We start from the raw sequence: 19,162 nt of genomic DNA on the forward strand, positions 1-19,162 counted from the left end.
AAACGAACCAAATAGTCGTTGGGCTTGGAGAGCTGGGTTCACACGTCGTCGTGTCGAACGCTCTTTCTTCGCCTCGCTGCGCGTATGCCGGCCCGGGGTGGGGGCTGACGGCAGTGCCGCGCTGGTCAGTACTTTCTTTAGACCGTGATCCTCACCATACGGCATGGGGACGTAAATTGACCACCGTAATGCGTAATGTTCATCTGGTCTAGCGGCTGCCGGACCCCAGCGGGATCACCAACGGGGTGTTGGACACCGGGTCCGGAATGATCATGCAGGGTAGCCCGAAGACCTCCTCGACCAGATCGGCCGTCACGATTTCCGAGGGGTTGCCCGCGGCGACCACGTTTCCGTCCTTCATTGCGATCAGGTGCGTCGCGTAGCGGCAGGCATGGTTCAGGTCGTGCAGGACCGCGACCATTGTTTGGTTGTTTTCGCGGTTGAGCCGGCTGAAAAGTTCCATCAATTCTATTTGGTGGGCGATGTCCAGGTACGTCGTCGGCTCGTCCAACAGCAGCGTCGGTGTCTGCTGGGCCAGCGCCATGGCCACCCAGACCCGCTGGCGTTGGCCGCCGGAGAGCTCGTCGACCTGTCGTCCGGCAAGCGAGGTGACATTCGTTGCGGCCATGGCATCCACGACGGCTGCCTCGTCGTTTTTGGACCATTGGCGAATCATCGACTGGTGCGGGTAACGGCCGCGTGCCACGAGATCCGCGACCGAGATCCCGTCCGGTGCCGTGGAGGTCTGCGGAAGCAACCCGAGTTTCCTCGCCACCTCCTTGGCCTTGTAGGAATGGATCGTGCGCCCGTCGAGGACGATCGAACCGGTCTTGGGTTTCAGCAGGCGCGAGAGCGCCCGAAGCAGCGTCGACTTTCCACACGCGTTGGGCCCCACGATGACGGTGAAGGCCCCCTCGGGAATCTCGATGCTCAGGTCCCGGGAGATCACCCGCTCGTCGTAGCCCAGGGTGATGGTCTCTGCTGCAAGTGCCATGGAACGTTACTTTCACATCTAGTCGGTTTCCCCGATGGGGGCGACTGCTCGAAGCCGGACGGCGCTGTTGTCTCCGGCGTTGCCTACAACACAAGCAAAGCAGGAAGAATCGCCGATTCATGCCGTTTTTCGCCGATGTGTCCGTCTGGCGACACAGCATGTCCAGCCCGCCCCACGGGCATTGCATAGGCTCTTGGGGTGGCACCAACAAAAACCAACAACCGTCGCTCCGCAGACCGGGACTTGTCCCCGGATTTCTCAGCTATCACCCGGGGCAAACACGCCCTGCTCCATGGCGCATTCGCAGAAGGGCGCGGCCTGAAACTGGGGGCCTCGACCGCCCTGCTGATGATCCACCAGGTCTGCGAGGCCCTGGTGCCGGTGCTGATCGGAGTGAGCATCGACAAGGCCATCGGCCCCTCGGACCTGGGTGCCCTGCTCTGGACCCTCGGCGGACTGGCCGGCCTCTTCCTGGCGCTGACCTACAGCTGGCGGCATGGCTACCGGCTGACCAACAGGGTCTACGGATTCGGTGATCACTCCCTGCGCCAGATGGTCATCGCCAAGGTGCTTGATCCGCGGGCCACCGGCAAGCAATTCGGTGCCGGGCGAACGCTGAACATCGCCACCTCCGACACCGCGATCACCGCCGGCCTGAGCTGGCTGGTCTCCCAGATGAGTGCCAGCCTCGCGGCACTGATCACGGCCGCTACCTCCCTGCTGCTGATTTCCTGGCAGCTGGGCCTGCTGGTCCTGGTCGCCACCGTGGTGTTCCTGGTGCTCATGCACTTCATCACCGCTCCGCTGGAGCGGCGCACGCACCTCCAGCAGGAACGCGCGGCCGAGGCCACTGGCCTGGCCACCGATCTGGTCACCGGGTTGCGCGTGCTCCAGGGCCTGGGCGCCACCCGCACCGCCACCGAACGCTACAAGGAAACCAGCAGGGCCTCGCTGCAGGCGGCCCTGGGCACGGCAAAGTCCGAGGCCCTCTTTTCCACCGTCACCCTCGGCCTGAGCGCCATGTTCCTGGCCGCGATCACCTGGGTGGCCGCGTCCATGACGCTGGCCGGCGAGATCAGCATCGGCCAGTTGGTCACCGTGATCGGCCTGGCCCAATTCATCCAGGAGCCGCTCAGCTCCCTGGCGTACTACCCCGCGGGACTCGCACAAAAGCGTGCCGCGGCCAAACGCATCGCCGCGCTGTTGAACACCGAAGTCGGTGCGGATGCGCACCTGACATCCACGGATTCCGCGGTCACCGGTGCGGTGGCTTTCAGCGAACTGCTGGTCCGCGGCGAGGGAAACCACCCCGATATCCGGCTGCTGCCCGGCAGCATCACGGGCCTGCGCACCGATGCGAGAAGCGCGCGCGAGCTGACCGTGCTGCTGGCCGGGCGCACCAAAGACGCCGGCGCACGGCTGCTGATCAACGGAGTTGCCGCCGGCGGGCTTGCGGCGCTGCGTTCCACGGTGTTCGTGGCCGACCACGACGCGGCGATCTTCACCGGCTCCATCCGCGACAACCTGCACGCGCCCGAGCCGCTGGACGCCGTGCTGGGAGCCACTGGCCTGGCCGAGATCTGCGCCCGGCTGCCGCTGGGCTTGGACGCACGGGTCGGTGAACAGGGCAGTGCGCTCTCCGGCGGCCAGCGCCAGCGTCTGCTGCTGGCCAGGGCCCTGCACCAACGCCAGCCTGTCGTCGTGCTGACGGATCCGACCACGGCCCTGGATTCGGTCAGCGAGGCGCGCATCGCCGCGGCACTCGGGACCCTCCGCGATGCGGCCCTGCTGATCATCTCGGATTCCCCGCTGCTGCTGGGGGCCTGCGACACCGTCGTCGACACCACTTCCCTACACACGGCCGGAGTAAACCCATGAGCGAGCCAACCACCGGGGTTCCCGCGGCCGACAGGCTGCCGATCGCCGACGGCCGGGCCACCTGGCGCCACGTCATCCGGATCTTCGGGGCCAGGCGCTGGCTGGTGGCGTTGACGGCGTTCACGCTGTTGTGCGTCGCGGTGACCGGGCTGGCGATTCCCGCGCTGCTCGGCGTGATCGTGGATGTCGTCTCCGCCAAGCGCGGCGCACAGGCGCTGCTCAATTCGCTGGGGCTGCTGTTCATTGCGGCGCTGGCCACCGGGATCCTGACCGGCATCTCCCAGGTGCTGCTGGCCAAGCTGGGCCAGAGCGGCTTGGCCCAGCTGCGCGAGGAAGTCTTCGAATCCGCCATGGAGCTGCCCCAGGAACGCTTGGAGCGGGCCGGCAGCGGGGACCTGATTTCCCGTGTATCCCGCGACGTGGACGCCACCAACGAGGCCATCGGCGGAATCCTGCCGACCTTCATTTCCGCGCTGTTCACCATTGCACTCACGCTGCTGGGACTCGGGGTGCTCGACTGGCGCTTCGCAGCCGTCACCCTGTTGTGTGTCCCCATCCACGCCCTGGCGCTGCGTTCCTTCCTGCGCCGCAGCGGCCCGATCTACCGGGCGATGCGCGTGGCGGAGGCCGAACGCGGCCAGCACCTGCTCGAGGCCACCGGCGGCGCCGACACCATCAGGTCACTGGGTGCGGAGCAGCGCCACGTCGCAACGGTTGCCGCCTCCAGCCGCGGTGCCGTCGGCCTGATGCTGAAGGCCGTGGTGGTTTCCTCGCGGTTCTACGGGTGGCTGAACATGGCCGAGCTGCTGGGCATGGCCGCGATCCTGTCCACCGGGTTCTTCCTGGTGCGCGCCGATGCCGTCACCATCGGTGCGGCGACCGCGGCGGCTCTGTTCTTCCACCGGCTGTTCGGCCCGATCGGCGCCCTGCTGGCCAATGTCGACGAGCTGCAGAAGGCGGGGGCAGGGCTGGCGCGCCTGGTCGGGCTGATCGATTCGGACCGCGAGCGGCAAGACCCCGCAGCCGGTGGTACCCCGGGCACCGCACCCGGCGTAGTGGTCAGCGGGCTGTCGGCCGGCTACCAGGATGCCCCGGCCGTGATCACCAACTTCGAGTTGAGCATCGCCCCGGGCGAGCTGGTGGCCTTGGTGGGTTCCAGCGGCGCCGGAAAAACCACGCTCGCACGCGTGCTGGCCGGAAGCCTGGACCCCAGTGCGGGAACGGTGCTGCTCGATGCGTCCGCGGCTCCGAAGCTGGGCCACAGCACCCTGTTGGTCAGCCAGGAGGTCCACGTCTTCAGCGGCACCGTCGCCGAAAACTTGCTGTTGGCCGCGCCCGCAAGCACCACGGAGGAACTGGTCCGGGCCGTGAACGAGGCCGAGGCCCACTGGGTCCTGGCGTTGCCCGATGGGCTGGACACCGTGGTGGGCCACGGTGCGTTGCACCTGACCGGGGAACAAACGCAACATCTGGCCCTGGTCCGGGCTTTGCTGAACAAGGCGGGCTTGGTGGTGCTCGACGAGGCGACCGCGGAGGCAGGCTCGGCAAGCGCCGCCCTGATGGAACGCGTGGCCATGCGCATCACCCGCGGCCGCACCGGGGTGGTGGTGGCCCACCGGCTGTCCCAGGCGGCCCAGGCGGACCGAATCTTGGTCATGGAGGACGGGCGGATAGTGGAACAGGGCAGCCACGAGCAACTGCTCGGGTCGGCCGGAACCTACGCCACCTTGTGGGAAGCCTGGAGCGCCCGAGGCTAGCCTTCCTCGCGCGGCCAACACCCACTGAGCGGGAACCCTCGTGGTCAAAGGACCGCGGACATCGGCCGGCACCCGCAGGCCCTTTGGGTTCGGATAAAGCGTTGCGGATTCGGGTCGGGCGCTGGGTTCAACGCCCTGCCCCGTCCGCGCTGCATCTCCTTGGGTCAAGCGCAATGGAAACGACAAGAGGGTCCGCCCACCGATTCGGTGGGCGGACCCTCTTGCCTGTGTCCTGAGGCAGGTCGTTGCTTGACGACTGCATCCAATTCCCGTCAGCTGCGCGTGGCCTCGCGGAAGAGCAGCCACACCAGGTACATCCCGCCGAGGCTGACGGTGACCACGCCGACCGGCATCTGGATCGGCGCCAGCGCATGCTGCGCGATCAGGTCGCTGGCCAGCAGCAGCAGGGCGCCGAAGACACCTGCGGAAAGCATCGACACGCGCCCGCTTCCGGTCATGCGCCGCGCGATCTGCGGGGCGGCGAGTGCCACGAACGCGATGGGCCCGGCGGCGGCGGTGCAGATCGCCGTCAGGCACACGCCGACCACCAGCAGCCACAACTTGGCCGGTTCGGTGCTGATGCCCTGCGCCGCAGCGGCGTCGTCGCCCATTTCCAGGGCCTGCAGCGGGCGCGAGAGCAGCATCAGCGCGGGGACCATGAGCACAGCGATGACCAGCAGCGGGACCGCACGCTCCCAGCCCGCGGTGTTCAGCGTGCCCGAACCCCAGATCGCCGCCATCATGGCCAGATGCAGGTCCGCCTTGATGATCAGCCACGTGTTGATGGATCCGAGCATGGCGCTGATGCCAATGCCGACGATGATCAGCCGGAAGCCCTGGATACCGCGCTTGAACGCGAGCAGGTACACCACCGCCGCAGTCGCCAGTCCCCCGGCAAAGGCGCCGACGGTGGTGGACACGAATCCGCCGCCGAGCAGCAACATGGAAACCAGCGCGCCGGTGTAGGCGCCGGCGTTGAAGCCGATGATGTCGGGGCTGCCCAGCGGGTTGCGGGTCAGCGACTGGAAGATCGCGCCGCTGATGCCCAGCGCCCCGCCGATCACGACTGCCATGAGCACCCGTGGCAGTCGCCAGGAGATGACCACCAGGTCGCTTTTGGCAGTGCCCTGCCCCAGCAGAGTCTGGAGGACCTCCGAGGGGGTTAGTACGAAGCTGCCCATGGACATGCCGGCGACCGCCAGCGCGCCGATGAGCAGCACCGCGACGGCACCGGTCAGCGCCGGGCGCGCCCGCACCATGAATGAGGGGCCGTGTGCGCCCAGGCGCAGCCGCCAGACGCGTTCCCCGAAGTCGATCCGGGCAACCTCGGCGGGCTTCGATGGCGGCGGGGAATCCCTCCGGCCTTCCCGAGTCGCGGGATCCGCAGCAAGGTCCGTGAGCATGAGTGTGTCCTCTCTTTTCACAGGGTGCTCGCCGACTTCCGGCGCACCAGCCAGATGAGCACCGGGGCACCGATGAATGCGGTGACGATGCCGACCTGCAACTCGTCGGGGCTGATGATGAGCCTGCCCACGATGTCAGAGCCGACCAGCAGGCTGGGGGCCAGCAGGACCGTGTAGAGCAGGATCCATCGTTGGTCCGGGCCCGTGATCCAGCGCGCGATGTGCGGGACCATCAGCCCGATGAAGCCGATGGGGCCGGCCGCCGCGGTCGCCGCGCCGCACAGGAGCGTGACGGCGATGACCACCAGCACGCGGGTGCGTCCCAGGCTCGCGCCCATCGCAGCGGCCTGGTCGTCGCCCAGCGCCGTGGCATTCAGCGACCGGGAAACCAACAGGGCGATCAGCACGCCCGCCGCCACGCATGCGGACAGCCAGCCCAGCGCGCCGGAGGGTGTTGCTGCCAGCGAGCCGGCTCCCCAGAAGCGCATGGCGTTGAACGTGGATTCATCGAGCAGGATGAATCCCTGGGTGATGCCGGAGAGCACCGCGCCGAAGGCGATGCCCGCCAGGGTGAGCTTGATCGGCGTCCCGCCGGAGCGGCCGCGGGATCCCAGGAAGTAGACGACGGAGACGGCCATCAGCGCACCGGCGAAGGAGTAGAAGACGAATTCGCCCATCTCCCTGGCACCGAAGAACGCAACGCCCATGACCACGGCGAAGGCGGCGCCCGAGTTGACGCCCAGGATGCCGGGATCCGCCAGTGGGTTGCGGGTCAGCGCCTGGATCAGCGCACCGGAGATGCCCAGTGCGATGCCCACCAGCAGCCCGACCAGGGTGCGCGGGGCCCGGAAGTCGATGATCGCCGCGTGGTCCGGGGTGGAGCCCTGGCCCGTCAGCGACTCGACGATGATCATCGGGTTGACCTCTCGCGATCCGAGCAGCAGGCTGGCGGCCATGACCACCAGCAACAGCACCAGGGCTGCCACCGCCCCGGCGATGCGGCGCGAATTCACGCGCATCAACCCCGGGGCGGCGGCCTGCTCCTGCGCCGTCCGTGAAGCGGTCTCAGAGACCGTTGGCGTCGAAGGCATCGGCTACTTCATCCTGAATGATTTCCGGGTCCTTGTCCGTGGACCACAGTTCTTCGAGCCACTTCTTGAAGTCCTCGCCGAGGGCTTCGTAGCGTTCGTTCCATTCCTCGGCCTTGTCGGTCCAGTAGCCGACGACCTTGAAGTGGGTGACGGGGAGTTTGAGCTCCTTGCGCAGGTGCTTGCGGGCCTCGCGGGTCACCCGCGCCTCGCCGGCAACCCAGACATAGCCCGGGCCCTCCGGCAGGTCCAGCCCGCGCAGCACCTCGGCGAGGCGGCTCGGTGAATTCCCGTTTCCGCCGTGAATCCAACGCACGTGCGATTCGTCCCCGAGCTCCAGTGCCTGTTCGTGGGCCGGACCCGAAACCTCCAGGACGGCGGTGGTGTGGATGCCGGCCGGTGCGTTCTCCAGCAGACGTGCCGCGGCGGGCAGGCCGGTCGCGTCGGCCAGCAGCACCTGCCAGGTGGCGTCCGCGGGCAGCTCGTAGAGTCCGGTGGGGGTGTTGAATCCGACCTCGGAGCCAGCCCGGACCGAAAGTGCCCAGTCCGCGGCGATCCCGCCGGGGTGCACCACGAAGTCGACGCTGATTTCCCCGGCCCGCGGGTCGACGGAGCGGATGGTGTAGGTGCGCATCGGGCCGGCGACCTGGTCTGGCGCGTACTCCCAGTAGTCGCCCTCGGGATGCGGGTACACGGGGATCGTCTCGCCGCGTTCGGGCAGGAAGAGCCGGATGTATTCGTCGCCGATCCCGGTGGAGATGAAGGTTGCCAGGTCCGGACCACCCAGCACGATGCGCATCATGCCCTCGGTGAGGCGCTCGGTGCGCATCACCACGGCACGGTAAATGCGGTTCTCCAGCTTGGTTTTATCCCGCGCGGACTCGTTCAGCGTAGCCTCGCTCATGGCAGCAGCGCCTTTTCCACGACGTCGATCAGTGCCATCTGGCCGCTGGGCGAGCCGTAGACCATTTCCATGTTGAAGCCGGTGATCTGGTCGTCCTTGACGAAGCCAAGGTCCTTCCAGACACTGCTGGCGTTCAGCTTGTCGGAAGTCTGGAGCAGCGTCCTGTCCTCGCCGACGCCGACCGAGGTGAAGACCTCGTCGATGCCCTTGAGCTTGTCCAGCTGCTCGAGGCTCAGCTGCGTGCCTGCCCCATCGTTGTCGCGCGCCAACGGGGTGATCTTCAGCCCGAGGTCGTCGAAGACGAGGCAGGCGATGCCATAGCAGTCGAGGCCGACCTTGCCGTCGTAGAAGGACATGTTGGCCACGACCGGGTCGATGCCTGCGGCCTTGATCTTGGCCTTGACCTCGTCAATGCGGTCCTGGTACTTGTCCATCCAGGCCTGGTACTGCTCGGTTCGGTTGAGCGCTTCGGCCGTCTTCTTGAAGTGGGTGCGCCAGTCGGCGCCGTCGAACCCGTTGTAGTTGTAGGTTGGCGCGATCGGGTTCAGTTTCTTGGGGATCTCGGTGTCGTAGGAGAGTCCGTTGAGGATGAAGTCGGGGTTGGCTTCAAGGACCTTCTCGTAGTTGAACTCCGGGTAGTTCGCGAAAGGCTTCACGTTCGCAAGGGCTTCCTGCGGGAAGAAGTCGGGGAATGCGGTGAACCCGTTGTCACCCCGGATGGGTTGCTGGTCCGCCAGCTTGATGCCCAGGGTGATCAGGATGTCGGTGTCGGTGGTGTAGAAACCCAGGGCGCGCTGCGGTTCCGAGGGAACCTCGGCCGTGCCGTATTCGTTGCTGATCGAGATCGTCTGGGCTTCCGCCGGGGCCGGAGTTTGGCCCTGGGCAGCGGCACCTGCGCCGCAGGAGGTGAGCAGGAGTGAGGCCCCGAGGGCCGCAACAACGCCGAGGTACTTGGTCGACAGGGTTTTCATGGGGAATCCGATTCTGCGAGTGATTGTGGAGGGAAAGCTTTCGGCAACCCCGGCGTCTCAAAATACCCACCAGGAAGTTAGGGTTACCTATCTTGTACCTCCACACTAAATCGCCCCCATGCCGCGAATCGGACAGGCAATGGCTTGCAGGCGACATACTCGGATGGACAATCGACAGGCCTAGGCCTCGAGAAGTTCCCCTTGGACGGCACCCGGCGTCTGGCCAACCTCTTTGCGGAACGCCGCCACAAAAGCACTCACCGACAGGTATCCGACCCGTCGGGCGACCTGCCCAACGGGAAGGCCATCGAGCAACAGGTTCAACGCGATGCGCAGCCTGGCCTGCAGGCGCCACTGGGCAAACGTCATGCCCGTTTCCCGGATGAAAAGGCGGGAGAGATTGCGGGGGCTGGCTCCCACCCGAAACCCCCACAGTTCGAGCGTGCAGTCCTCCGCGGGGTCATCGAGGATGCCGCGGGCAACGGTGCGCAACCGGTCGTCCTCCGGCAGCACGATGTCCACGACGCGCAGATCGGTCGGGCGCAGCATGCGGAACGCGACGCTTTCGGCGTCGCGCCGCAACGCAAGATCGTCGTCACGGCGCTCGAAATGAAGAAGAAGTTCCTGCAGGACGGTCGGCATGGCAATCGCGGTCGGCCCGGACCCCGGCGCAGCGCCCAGCTGGGTATGGAAATAGGTACACCGGAATTCCGCGCGGGGCCCGGCCAGGACCGCGTGATCCTCGCCGGCCGGCACGAGCAGGCCGAGCCCCGGCGGGACCATGAAAACGCCGCGGCCGGTCTCCACGGTCAGCACGCCCCGACTCCCCCACAGCACCTCGTGAAAGTTCTGGTGCCAATGCGACTCCCAGGCCTGGCCGGAAGGCGTGGCAAAGAGGCCGGTGTGCACACGATAGAACCGCGGGCAGGAGCTATCGAAGCACGTCAGCGACGCGTCGGTTGGTGCTTGACGCTCGACCGAGACGGTCGGGGATGCAGATGCCATGGGGGACCATTAATTTAGGAAGGATAACCTTGCGTTATTGATACTAACAGCAGCAGGGTTGCCTAATTATGAGGCGCGTGGTGTTCAGGGGCGTTGCTCCGGTCGACGGATACGATGGAGGCATGCCTTCTCCGACCACGTCACTAGCCAAGGCCGCTTCGTTCCCCGCCTTGGAGCCGAAGCTCGCCACCAAGCTGGCAGCGGCCCTCGACGAATCCGCCGACACCACGATCTTCGTCAACGGCACCGCCCTGCAACTGCCCGACACGGCCCACGCGGCACTCATCGAGGTCCTTCACAGGATGTCGCGCGGGGACGAGGTGAGCATCAGCACCGTCGAGTCGCTGCTCAATACATCCCAGGCGGCCCAGATGGCCGGCATCTCGCCGAGCTACCTGCGCAAGCTCACCGACTCCGGCGTCATTCCGGTTGAGTACCGCGGCACCCATCGCCGCATCCGCCCCGCGGCGATCGAGGCATGGCTGGAAACCCGAGAACATCCGCAGGACGGAAACGCGGAATAGGCCAAAGCGCAACCTTTTTGCGCTTCACTTCGCCATCTACGCTTCACTACGGTGGGCATAGGTGTCTGCGAATCCCCGATCCAGGAGGTCACCATGTCGTTCAGCCAGAAGCCCGCCCCTTATGTGACGGTTTTGCTCACCGGCCTGCTCGGGCTGGCCCTGAGCGGTTGCTCGCCCGCGGAGCCCCCCGCGCCAGGGAGCGCCTCGGCCAGCCAGTCACCAAGCGACACAGCCTCCGCGACGCCGACACCTACCGTGAGCGCAAGCCCTTCCGGCCCATCGGCATCGTCGATCCCCTCCAGCGCGCCGGCATCGCCCAGCACCAAGACGGCGAAACTCACGGTGTTCTACGTGGCCGTTGACAACCAGGAGGGGGTCTCGGGACCGAAGATCGGCTGCGGGGACACCCTGGTGGCCACGGAAACCGGCCCCGTGGAATTCACCAACCAGGTCGAGGCGGCAATCAATGCCCTGCTGAAGGACGACTCCTCGACCCACGGGGAGTCGGGACTGAAGAACGCGGTTGCCGCATCCAACCTGAAATTCAAGTCCTCCACCGTGAAAGGCGACCAGGTCACGGTCAACCTCACCGGAACCGTCATGTCGGGCGGCACCTGCGATGACCCGCGCATCATCGAGCAGCTGAAGTACACGGCCAAGGTTGCCGCGGGCGTCGGCAGCGCGCGGATCCTGGTCAATGGATCGGCCATCGAAGATTTGCTGAGCCAAAAATAGAAAACTGTTGACTTATAGGCAACAAATGTTGATAAGGTGCGTGTGTGAGGTCACAAACTGAAGCAGACATGAGCGGCGAATCCGAGCTTGCGCTGGCGCGCGCCGCATCCCTTTCACGCCACGAGACTTTGTTCTCCGAACGCGCGTCCCACATCAAGCAGTCGGCAGTGCGAGACGTCTTTGAACTCTCGCTCGACCCGACGCTTGTTTCGCTGGCCGGTGGAAACCCGTACCTGCAATCGCTGCCGCTGGCCAAGCTCGGCGAGATGGCCAACCGGCTGATCGTCGAGGAGGGCATGAGCGCCCTGCAGTACGGCAGCGGCCAGGGCACCGAGGAGCTGCGCGCGCAGATCTGCGAGGTGATGGCGGAGGAAGGCATCACCGATGTGAACCCCGACAACATCGTGATCACCACCGGATCCCAGTCCGCCCAGGACGTGGCCTGCAAGGTGTTCTGCAACCCGGGCGACACCGTGCTCTGCGAGGATCCCACCTACGTGGGCGCGCTGAACACGTTCGAGGCCTACCAGGCCAAGGTCGAGCCGATCGCCACCGACGAGCACGGACTGATCCCCGCGGCACTGCGCGAGCGCATCGCGGAACTCCGCCAGGCCGGCGCGAACATCAAGTTCCTCTACACGATCCCGAATTTCAACAACCCCTCCGGCATCACGCTGGCCGCCGAACGCCGCCAGGAAATCGTGGACATCTGCGCCGCGGAAAACATCCTGGTGCTGGAGGACAACCCGTACGGCATGCTGCGTTACTCCGGCGAGCCCATCAAGCCGCTGCGCGCAGGCAACCCAGACCACGTGATCTACATGGGCTCGTTCTCCAAGATCCTGGCCCCCGGACTGCGGATCGGCTGGGCGCTGGTTCCGGAGCACCTGTTCCGCCGCTTCTACCTTGCCGCCGAGGCCGTCTCGCTCTGCCCGGCAACGCTGAACCAGATGCTGATCAGCGAGTACCTCAAGGGCCACGACTGGCGCGGACAGATCAACGAATACCGCTCGCTCTACTCGGCACGCTGCGAAGCGATGCTTGAGGCGCTCGACGAGCACATGCCCGAGGGCGTCCAGTACACCCGCCCGGAGGGCGGCTTCTTCATCTGGGTGACGCTGCCGGAGGGCATCGACACCTACTCGCTGCTGGCCAAGGGCATCGAGGCCGGCGTGGTGTTCATCCCGGGCGCTGCGTTCAGCCCGCACGACTCGCCGAGCCACAGGCTCCGGCTGGCGTTCAGCGCCGTGCCTGAGGCGAAGATCCGCGAGGGCGTCAGGCGCCTGGCGCCGGTGCTCGCCGCTGCGATCGAGGCCAACGCACGCGCCTAGAACGGCCCACGGCCCGTGGCGCATGATGTATCCATGTGGTTTGGATGGATCGAGTTCGACCTGTTGCTGGGCGAGGTGCACTCGCTTAAGGCCAAGCGCTCCGTCGTGCGCCCGATCATGGCCGAGATCAGGCGCCGGTTCGATGTTTCGGTCGCGGAGACCGGGGAGTTGGAGCTGCACCGGCGCGCCGGGGTGGCGGCGGGGCTTGTCGCTGCCGACGCCGCGCACGTGATCGAGGTGCTCGACGGCATCGAGCGGCTGGTCGCGGCGCGGCCGGAGGTGGAATTGCTCAGTGCCCGGCGCCGGCTGCATTCTTCCGAGGACGAATAGTCGCTCCGGCACACGGCCGGCCTGCCGGCAGCGGGCTAGTGGATCACCCAGGTGGCAACGCCCAGTAGCAGGCACACGCACGCCAGCAGCGCGGCGATCCTCGGGGCGACCCACGCCGTGACCTCCTGCTCGCCGGGGTGCTCGGCGTCGGGATCCGACTCGCGGCTTGGATCCAGCGCGGCCATTTCGTAGGCCAGCAGGATCCGCGAGGGTGCCAGCATGGTGGCCATGGAGGCGGTCACGTTGGTGACCGCCACCAGCTGCAGCACGGACGAACCCATGGCCAGCGCCGCCTGCGCCTGGGTGGCGGAAAGCATCGAGTTCGCCCCCGTGTTGGATCCGGAGATGAAACCCGCGAACCCGCCTGCCACCGGCCCCAGCACCAGGTAGGCCGGCCCCATCGAGGCAAGGGCCGACCCCAGTTCCTGCCCCATGCCCGAAAGCGCCAGGATCGCACCGAGCACCGTGAAGGCCCCGGTGGTCACCCCGACCGGGATCCACGAACGGTAGGCCGCCCGCAGGCGCCTGCCCAGCTGCCGCGAATCGGTTCCCGATGCCGGGGCGAAGCGGTGCGCGACCAGGCAGGCAATCAGCAGCCAGACGCCTCCGCTGGCCAGCGCCCGCTTAAGCAGCGACGCCTCCATCCCGGAGGTGGCAAGTCGGGCCAGCAAAAGACCGGCGGCGAGCACGGCGTAGGGCAGCAGCGAGCGCAGCACCTGCGGCCCGGCCGGAACCAGGCTCCCGGCGACCCTGAACGCCACCAGGTGAGCCAGGATGACCACCAGCGAGCCCACGATCCCGGCCGGCGGCGTGCCCATCAGCAGGTTCGCGGCAAGGATTCCGCCGTTGAGCAGCAGTGCGGCGGCAACCAGATGGGCCAGCAGGCGGCCGGGGCGTTCGGCCCCGCGGCGCAGCACCAGCCAGCAGGTGAATGCCGAGCCCAGCATGACGGGCAGGTTCAGTAGCGCCGAGCGTACGCCCACGTCGAAAAGCGAAAGACCGGCCAGGTCCGCGGCCACCAACGTGCCGGGCCCCAGCGCTCCCCACGGAACCGCCACCAGGCCCAGCAGGCTGAGCACCGCTGCGCGCCGCACGTCGTGGCCCAGCCGCAGCAGCAACGGGACACCCACCGTCACGCCGATCCCGAACCCGGTCACGGATTCGGCGAAGGGCACCAGCCCGAACACCACCAGCACCGTACCGGCCTGCGGGTGCGAGGCGCTGCGCCCCAGCCAGCCGGAGATGTTGCCCATGGCTCCGGTCTCCGTGGTGATGCGGGAGAGCAGGACGCCGCCGAAGAGGATCAGCAACACCTCGACGATGGTCGGGCCGAAGAGCACCCCCGCGTCCAGCCACTTTTCGGGGCCGACGGGAAAGAACACCAGTGCCACGGCCAGCCCGGTGGCCAGGGACCAGAGCGCCATGTTGATGGCCTTGGCCCGGGCAAGGAAAAGCGCCATGGCCACCACGATCGGCAGGGCGGCTGCGATGGCCAACATGTCTTGGTTACCCCTTTGGATTACTCTCGGTGGTCATCAGAAGCACGCCCTTCGGACGGATTCCTTCGAGGCCGAGGATACCCGTGCGGCTTGATGCCTGCCGATTCCGGAGCTGCCTTCCGCTTCATGTTCACGACACAGGGCCCGAAACCCGCCGGCCTGTTTGATGGAGGTGAACAGACGGTGGATTCCGGGCCCCGGGTTCAGGGTGGAGCGATCTCCTAGGCCATGCGGTGGACGGGGGTCGCGCTCCTGCCCAGGATGAGCCCGAGCGCTCCCATGCCGACTCCGAGGGCGAAGTGCAGCACGTTGTCCGCCGAGTTCACGGGGACGAAGTTGGCGGCGCTGGCCTGGTCGATGAAGACGCCATAGAACCCGAGCGCCAGGTAGATCACGCCGCCGATGACCAGGAAGCGCTTGGCCGCCACGGCGTTGCGCCAGAGGGTCAGGCCGGCAATGCCGAAGAGCAGGTGCACGATGTTGTGCAGCACCGAGACCTGGAAAATCCCCAGCAGCATGGAGCCGGAGTGGTGGCCGGCCATTCCGAGGTGCTCGGTGTTGCTGGTGACCCCCGGGATGAACCCCAGAATTCCGACCAGCAGGAAGACCGCACCCACGGCCAGTGCCGCGTATTGCACCAGGGCTCGGTGGGTGGTGGCGTGTGTTGAAACCATGATGAACTCCTTGAATCACATTGTTCTCCAACGCCTGCTGCGTTGCTGACACTGTGCATTCGGAGCTCTAGGCCTGGCGGATTGGGCGGCGGCCCAAAACTTTTCGAACCCACCCGCCACAGCGCCAACCGCTAATCTTCGATGCCGTCGATATCCATCTCCAGGTGCAGCGGGCCGCGCAGGATCGGGCTGACCCGATACGGCGGCGGGTCGGTGACAAGCCGCGGGTTCCGCAACCGCCGGGCCATTTCGGAGAGCGCTACCTGGGCCTCCAGTCGGGCCAGGGGCGCACCGAAGCACATGTGGATGCCGCCGCCGAAGCCGAGGTGCTCGTTGTTTTCCCGCTCCGGCACAAAGCTGTCCGGGTCGGCGACGTGGCCGGGGTCGCGGTTGCCGGCCCCCAGGACCAGCGTGATCGCGGAGCCCTCCGGGATGGTGGTCCCGGCGACCTCGATGTCGGCGAGCGCCGTGCGGAAGGGCACGAAGTGCACCGGGGGTTCGTAGCGCAGCAGTTCCTCGACCATCGGGATGGCAAGGTCCGGGTCGTCCCGCAGCCGCTGGAGCACCTCGGGGTGGCGCAGCAGGGTCAGCGCGCCGTTGGAGATCAGGTTGACCGTGGTCTCGTGGCCCGCGATGAGCAGCAGCAGCCCGACGCTGACCAGCTCCTCGGTGGTCATCCTGCCCTCCGGCCCGTCGTCGGCAGCCATGGCGGAGAGCATGTCGGTGCCGGGGTTTTCCTGGTGCGCCGCGACGAGCTCGCTCATGAAGGCGTTCAGTTCCTTGCCCGCCTCCTCGCCGCGCGCCTTCTGCGTTTCGGGGTCCAGGCCGGGGTCCGTGGATTGCAGGGCCATGTCCACCCAGACGCGGAAGCGGGCCTTGTCCTCGTCGGGGACCCCCAGCAGCTCGCAGATCACCGACACCGGGAACGGGTAGGCCAGGTCCTCGACGAAGTCGATCCGGGTCTTCCCCTCCATGGCGTCGATCAACTCGGTGACCAGCTGCAGCATCTTGGGTTCCAGGTCCGCGATCCTCCGTGGCGAATTCGGCGGCCCGAAATGCCGCATGGCCAACCGCCGCATGCGGTCGTGCTCGGGCGGATCCATCAGCAGGAAGGTCTTGGACATCCCCTGCCGACCCTCTCCTTCCCCATCCCCCTCTGCTTGGGCTGCGGCCGCGGCTTCGATGCGTTCCTCGGCGCCGCGCACCCCTGCCGCTTCGGCCGCCATCGCCAGCGCGTGGGGGTTCTTGGACAGGTCAGAGCTGACCCGCGGGTCGTGCAATAGCGAGACGATTTCCGCGTAGGTGCTCACCAGGTAGGCGCCGTCGGGCAGCTGGCTCACCGGCGTCCTGCGCATCTCCCGGTACAGCGGATACGGGTCCGGCCTGTTGGAGTAGTCCAGGACCCGGTCCCAGATGCTTGGCTCGGTCATGATGCTGGCTCCTTGTTTCGTGCGGAGGATTGGCGGGTGCCGGCCCTTCAACGGCCGGTGGCGGGAAGTTAGCGCAGTGGCGTGCGATTCAGCGTGGCGCGGCGCTCCCCCGGGTCGTGCCCCGTCACCACGACCGTCGCGTCCTGGGTGGGGCTGGCCATGGCGTGGAACCCGGCGGGAACCGGCTCCGCATGCGTGGGCTCGTCGACGAGGGCGAGTGGCGGCGGGAAGGGCGCTGCCCGCTCGATCAGCGGTTCGTAGAACTCCACCCACTTGTTCTGGTTGAAGGCGACGGCCGCGACGATCCGGCCCTTGTAGCCGTAGACGGCCAGGAACCGGCGCTGCGCCACGGAACCCTGGGCAATGACGACAGCGTCGGCGACCGACGGCACGCCCACGCTCTTGATTTCGTGGCCGAACTGGACCGACCAGAACTTCGGGACGGCCAGGTGCGGCCAACGGCTTGCCTGGCCGCTGACCATGTTGTGCGCCGCCACCTCGGCCTGGGAGACCACGTTGCCCCAGTGTTCGATAGCCAGGAACTGGTAGCCGAACATCGGCTGCGGGGCCCGCGCCACGTCGCCGGCGACGAAGATGTCGTCGGTGACAAGACCGTTCGCGTCGATGACGCGGCAGCCGGCGTCGCAGGCAACGCCCCAGGGGCCGCAGGCCAGCCCGGAGCCCTCCAGCCAGTCGACGTTGCGGATCACGCCGAGGGCTGCGACCGCGACGTCCACCTCGAGGGTCGTGCCGTCGGACAGGCGGACCCTGCGCAATTGCGCGGTCTCGTCCCCCTCCAGGGCCGTGACCCGGACCCCGCAACGCAGGTCGACGCCGTTCTCCTTCTGGATCTCCCCGGCGATCGCCCCGATCACCCCGCCCAGTGCGGCCCCGAGCGGGGCGGGCCCGGCCTCGGCGACCGTCACGTCCAGGCCCAGCTCGATGCAGACCGAGGCGATCTCCGAGCCGATGAACCCGGCGCCGATGACCAGCACCCGCCGGGGACGGGCGGCGAGCAACTCCTGCAGCCGGGCGCCATCCTCGCGGGTGCGCAGGGTCAGCACGCCCTTCAACGCAGCTTCCCCGGGGTCCGGCCAGGGCCGGGCCCGCACTCCCGTGGCGATCAGCAGCCTGTCGAAGTCAAGCGCGCTGCCGTCGGCCAGGCGCACTTGCTTACCGTGCAGGTCCAGCCCGGTGGCGGCGACCCCCAGTTTCCAGTCCGCGTCGATCTCGCGTTGCCGGGGCAGGTCGGTATGTTCGGGGGAAACCATGCCGGCGGGGACCTGCTTGGACAGCGGCGGCCTGTCGTAGGGCTCGTGCGGCTCGTCGCCAACCAGGGTCAACGACCCGGCGAACCCCTCCTCACGCAGCTTCTCGGCCGCACGCAGTCCTGCCAACGAGGCGCCGACAATCACGATCCGCCCGGTCTTCATGAAGGTGTCCTGGCTGCCGTCGCCCGACGCGGCCTCCTCCGGCGGTTCGCCGGTCTGGGACGCACCTGCGGCCCCCTCCAACCGGTCCAGCTTGATGGCCTGGACCGGGCACGCGGCCGCGGCCCGCAGCACGCGCCGGCGCTGCTCCCCGGACGGGTTCGGGTCGTAGACCAGCGCCTCGTCGCCCTGGATGGAAAAGACGTCCGGCGCGAGGAAGGCGCATTGTGCATAGCCTTGGCATTTGGTGAGGTCGACGACGAGTCGCATATCGAACTCTTTCCTTGTTCCGACCCTGGGGCATCATTTTTGAGTCTAGGCGTGGCACCGGGGCAGGGAAAGGGCGGCAGCTGGCAGTACCGTGTGAGAGCTTTGCGGCGATCGTGTGGGCTCCGTTCGAGTGGCCCTCGGGCGGGTGAAATCGACGCGAACAGCCCCGGACCGGCGGCGGTTCCCTACGCGTCCAAGACCCTGCAAAACGGATCGGATCCAGTCGGTATCCGTGTATTGACCGACCTTCCGGGCAGGCGCAAACTTAATGCGAGCTTGGGGGGAAAATCCGGAAGGAGCCCACCATGGGCTGGCATATTGAAGGCACATACTTCGAAAACTGCAATTGCGATTCCATCTGTCCCTGCGCAACCTCGGGGTTTACCGCACCGGCCGACTACGAACGTTGCCAGGTGGCGCTGGCGTTCCATGTCGACACCGGGGAGATCAACGGCATTGAAGTCGGCGGGCTTACGGTTTGCCTGGTCGGCGACGCCCCGCAGATGATGAGCGAGGGGGGCTGGAAGATCGGCGTCCTGATGGACGCGGCAGCATCTCCCGAACAGGCAGAGGCCCTCGGCTCCGTGTTCGGCGGCCAGGCAGGCGGGCCGATGGCGGGCCTGGTCCCGCTGATCGGCGAGATGGCCGGCATGCAGTCCCTCGAGATCAACTATTCCGACGACGGACGCCGCCACCGGGTCCAGGTCGGCGACGCCGTCCACGTCGAGGTCGAAGACTTCGTTTCCCCGCTCGATCCCACCGGATCGGGGGTCCGGGTCAGCGGCGTCGGCTTCCCCGCGGACACCTTGGCCGCAGGCACCAGCAGCACCGGCACCGTCGATGTCTTCGGAATGGAATGGGACAATGCCGGCAAGAACTCCTTCTCGGCACCCTTCGCCTGGGCAGCCTGACACGGCCGGGCGAGCAGCCCTGGCGGTC

17 protein-coding genes are annotated in these 19,162 nt (G+C 67.1%); 7 read left to right on the plus strand and 10 right to left on the minus strand.

The window, feature by feature from the left end:
- Nucleotides 1–208: 208 nt before the first annotated feature.
- Nucleotides 209–994: an ABC transporter ATP-binding protein gene (locus ACFY5D_RS09005; protein ID WP_387528079.1), complete on the minus strand. Its 786-nt coding sequence runs from the start codon at nt 992–994 to the stop codon at nt 209–211.
- 198 nt (nt 995–1,192) lie between these two features.
- Here ACFY5D_RS09005 and ACFY5D_RS09010 point away from each other — a divergent pair, with 198 nt between their 5' ends.
- Both ACFY5D_RS09010 and ACFY5D_RS09015 read left to right on the plus strand, forming a co-directional pair.
- Nucleotides 1,193–2,872, plus strand: coding sequence for an ABC transporter transmembrane domain-containing protein (locus tag ACFY5D_RS09010; protein ID WP_387528082.1), 1,680 nt, complete (start codon nt 1,193–1,195; stop codon nt 2,870–2,872).
- Complete coding sequence (locus ACFY5D_RS09015) at nt 2,869–4,629, plus strand: ABC transporter ATP-binding protein (RefSeq protein ID WP_387528085.1); 1,761 nt, start codon at nt 2,869–2,871, stop codon at nt 4,627–4,629. The genes ACFY5D_RS09010 and ACFY5D_RS09015 overlap by 4 nt, the downstream gene beginning before the upstream one ends.
- A gap of 272 nt (nt 4,630–4,901) precedes the next feature.
- Here ACFY5D_RS09015 and ACFY5D_RS09020 read toward each other — a convergent pair whose 3' ends face one another.
- The 5 genes from ACFY5D_RS09020 to ACFY5D_RS09040 form a co-directional block, all read right to left on the minus strand.
- Nucleotides 4,902–6,032 (minus strand): FecCD family ABC transporter permease, encoded by a 1,131-nt coding sequence (locus ACFY5D_RS09020; protein ID WP_387528088.1) that lies wholly within the window; start codon nt 6,030–6,032, stop codon nt 4,902–4,904.
- A 17-nt stretch (nt 6,033–6,049) separates the two neighbouring features.
- A complete protein-coding gene (locus ACFY5D_RS09025; protein ID WP_387528091.1) occupies nt 6,050–7,123 on the minus strand; it encodes an iron chelate uptake ABC transporter family permease subunit in 1,074 nt (357 codons plus the stop codon).
- The gene (locus ACFY5D_RS09030) at nt 7,098–8,024 is read right to left on the minus strand and encodes a siderophore-interacting protein (protein ID WP_387528094.1); all 927 of its coding nucleotides are present in this window, start codon (nt 8,022–8,024) and stop codon (nt 7,098–7,100) included. The genes ACFY5D_RS09025 and ACFY5D_RS09030 overlap by 26 nt, the downstream gene beginning before the upstream one ends.
- The gene (locus ACFY5D_RS09035; protein ID WP_387528097.1) at nt 8,021–8,995 is read right to left on the minus strand and encodes an ABC transporter substrate-binding protein; all 975 of its coding nucleotides are present in this window, start codon (nt 8,993–8,995) and stop codon (nt 8,021–8,023) included. Before ACFY5D_RS09035 ends, ACFY5D_RS09030 begins: the two co-directional genes overlap by 4 nt.
- Nucleotides 8,996–9,175: 180 nt before the next feature.
- Complete coding sequence (locus ACFY5D_RS09040; RefSeq protein WP_387528100.1) at nt 9,176–10,000, minus strand: AraC family transcriptional regulator; 825 nt, start codon at nt 9,998–10,000, stop codon at nt 9,176–9,178.
- 122 nt (nt 10,001–10,122) lie between these two features.
- Here ACFY5D_RS09040 and ACFY5D_RS09045 point away from each other — a divergent pair, with 122 nt between their 5' ends.
- The 4 genes from ACFY5D_RS09045 to ACFY5D_RS09060 all read left to right on the plus strand — a co-directional run bounded on the left by ACFY5D_RS09045 (nt 10,123) and on the right by ACFY5D_RS09060 (nt 12,920).
- Nucleotides 10,123–10,524: a helix-turn-helix domain-containing protein gene (locus tag ACFY5D_RS09045; protein WP_387528103.1), complete on the plus strand. Its 402-nt coding sequence runs from the start codon at nt 10,123–10,125 to the stop codon at nt 10,522–10,524.
- Nucleotides 10,525–10,617: 93 nt separating this feature from the next.
- Nucleotides 10,618–11,259: a GerMN domain-containing protein gene (locus tag ACFY5D_RS09050; protein WP_387528106.1), complete on the plus strand. Its 642-nt coding sequence runs from the start codon at nt 10,618–10,620 to the stop codon at nt 11,257–11,259.
- Nucleotides 11,260–11,327: 68 nt separating this feature from the next.
- A complete protein-coding gene (locus ACFY5D_RS09055; protein WP_387528109.1) occupies nt 11,328–12,590 on the plus strand; it encodes a PLP-dependent aminotransferase family protein in 1,263 nt (420 codons plus the stop codon).
- 33 nt (nt 12,591–12,623) lie between these two features.
- Entirely contained in the window at nt 12,624–12,920 is a 297-nt protein-coding gene (locus ACFY5D_RS09060) for a DUF503 domain-containing protein (protein WP_387528112.1), read from the plus strand.
- Nucleotides 12,921–12,955: 35 nt separating this feature from the next.
- Here ACFY5D_RS09060 and ACFY5D_RS09065 read toward each other — a convergent pair whose 3' ends face one another.
- From ACFY5D_RS09065 to ACFY5D_RS09080, 4 genes are all read right to left on the minus strand, one after another.
- Nucleotides 12,956–14,419, minus strand: a complete 1,464-nt coding sequence (locus ACFY5D_RS09065; protein WP_387528115.1) for an L-lactate permease — start codon at nt 14,417–14,419, stop codon at nt 12,956–12,958.
- 221 nt (nt 14,420–14,640) lie between these two features.
- Nucleotides 14,641–15,093 (minus strand): DUF4383 domain-containing protein, encoded by a 453-nt coding sequence (locus tag ACFY5D_RS09070; RefSeq protein WP_387528118.1) that lies wholly within the window; start codon nt 15,091–15,093, stop codon nt 14,641–14,643.
- 131 nt (nt 15,094–15,224) lie between these two features.
- Nucleotides 15,225–16,523 (minus strand): cytochrome P450, encoded by a 1,299-nt coding sequence (locus tag ACFY5D_RS09075; RefSeq protein WP_387528121.1) that lies wholly within the window; start codon nt 16,521–16,523, stop codon nt 15,225–15,227.
- A 68-nt stretch (nt 16,524–16,591) separates the two neighbouring features.
- Nucleotides 16,592–18,223 carry an FAD-dependent oxidoreductase gene (locus ACFY5D_RS09080; protein ID WP_387528124.1) on the minus strand — a complete coding sequence of 544 codons (1,632 nt, stop codon included), beginning with the start codon at nt 18,221–18,223 and terminating at the stop codon, nt 16,592–16,594.
- Nucleotides 18,224–18,528: 305 nt separating this feature from the next.
- Between ACFY5D_RS09080 and ACFY5D_RS09085 the strand changes: the two genes are divergently transcribed.
- Entirely contained in the window at nt 18,529–19,134 is a 606-nt protein-coding gene (locus ACFY5D_RS09085) for a DUF1326 domain-containing protein (RefSeq protein ID WP_387528127.1), read from the plus strand.
- Nucleotides 19,135–19,162: the final 28 nt, after the last annotated feature.

Origin of the sequence: Paeniglutamicibacter sp. NPDC012692 (genome assembly GCF_042901625.1) — a bacterium.
Taxonomy (GTDB): domain Bacteria; phylum Actinomycetota; class Actinomycetes; order Actinomycetales; family Micrococcaceae; genus Paeniglutamicibacter.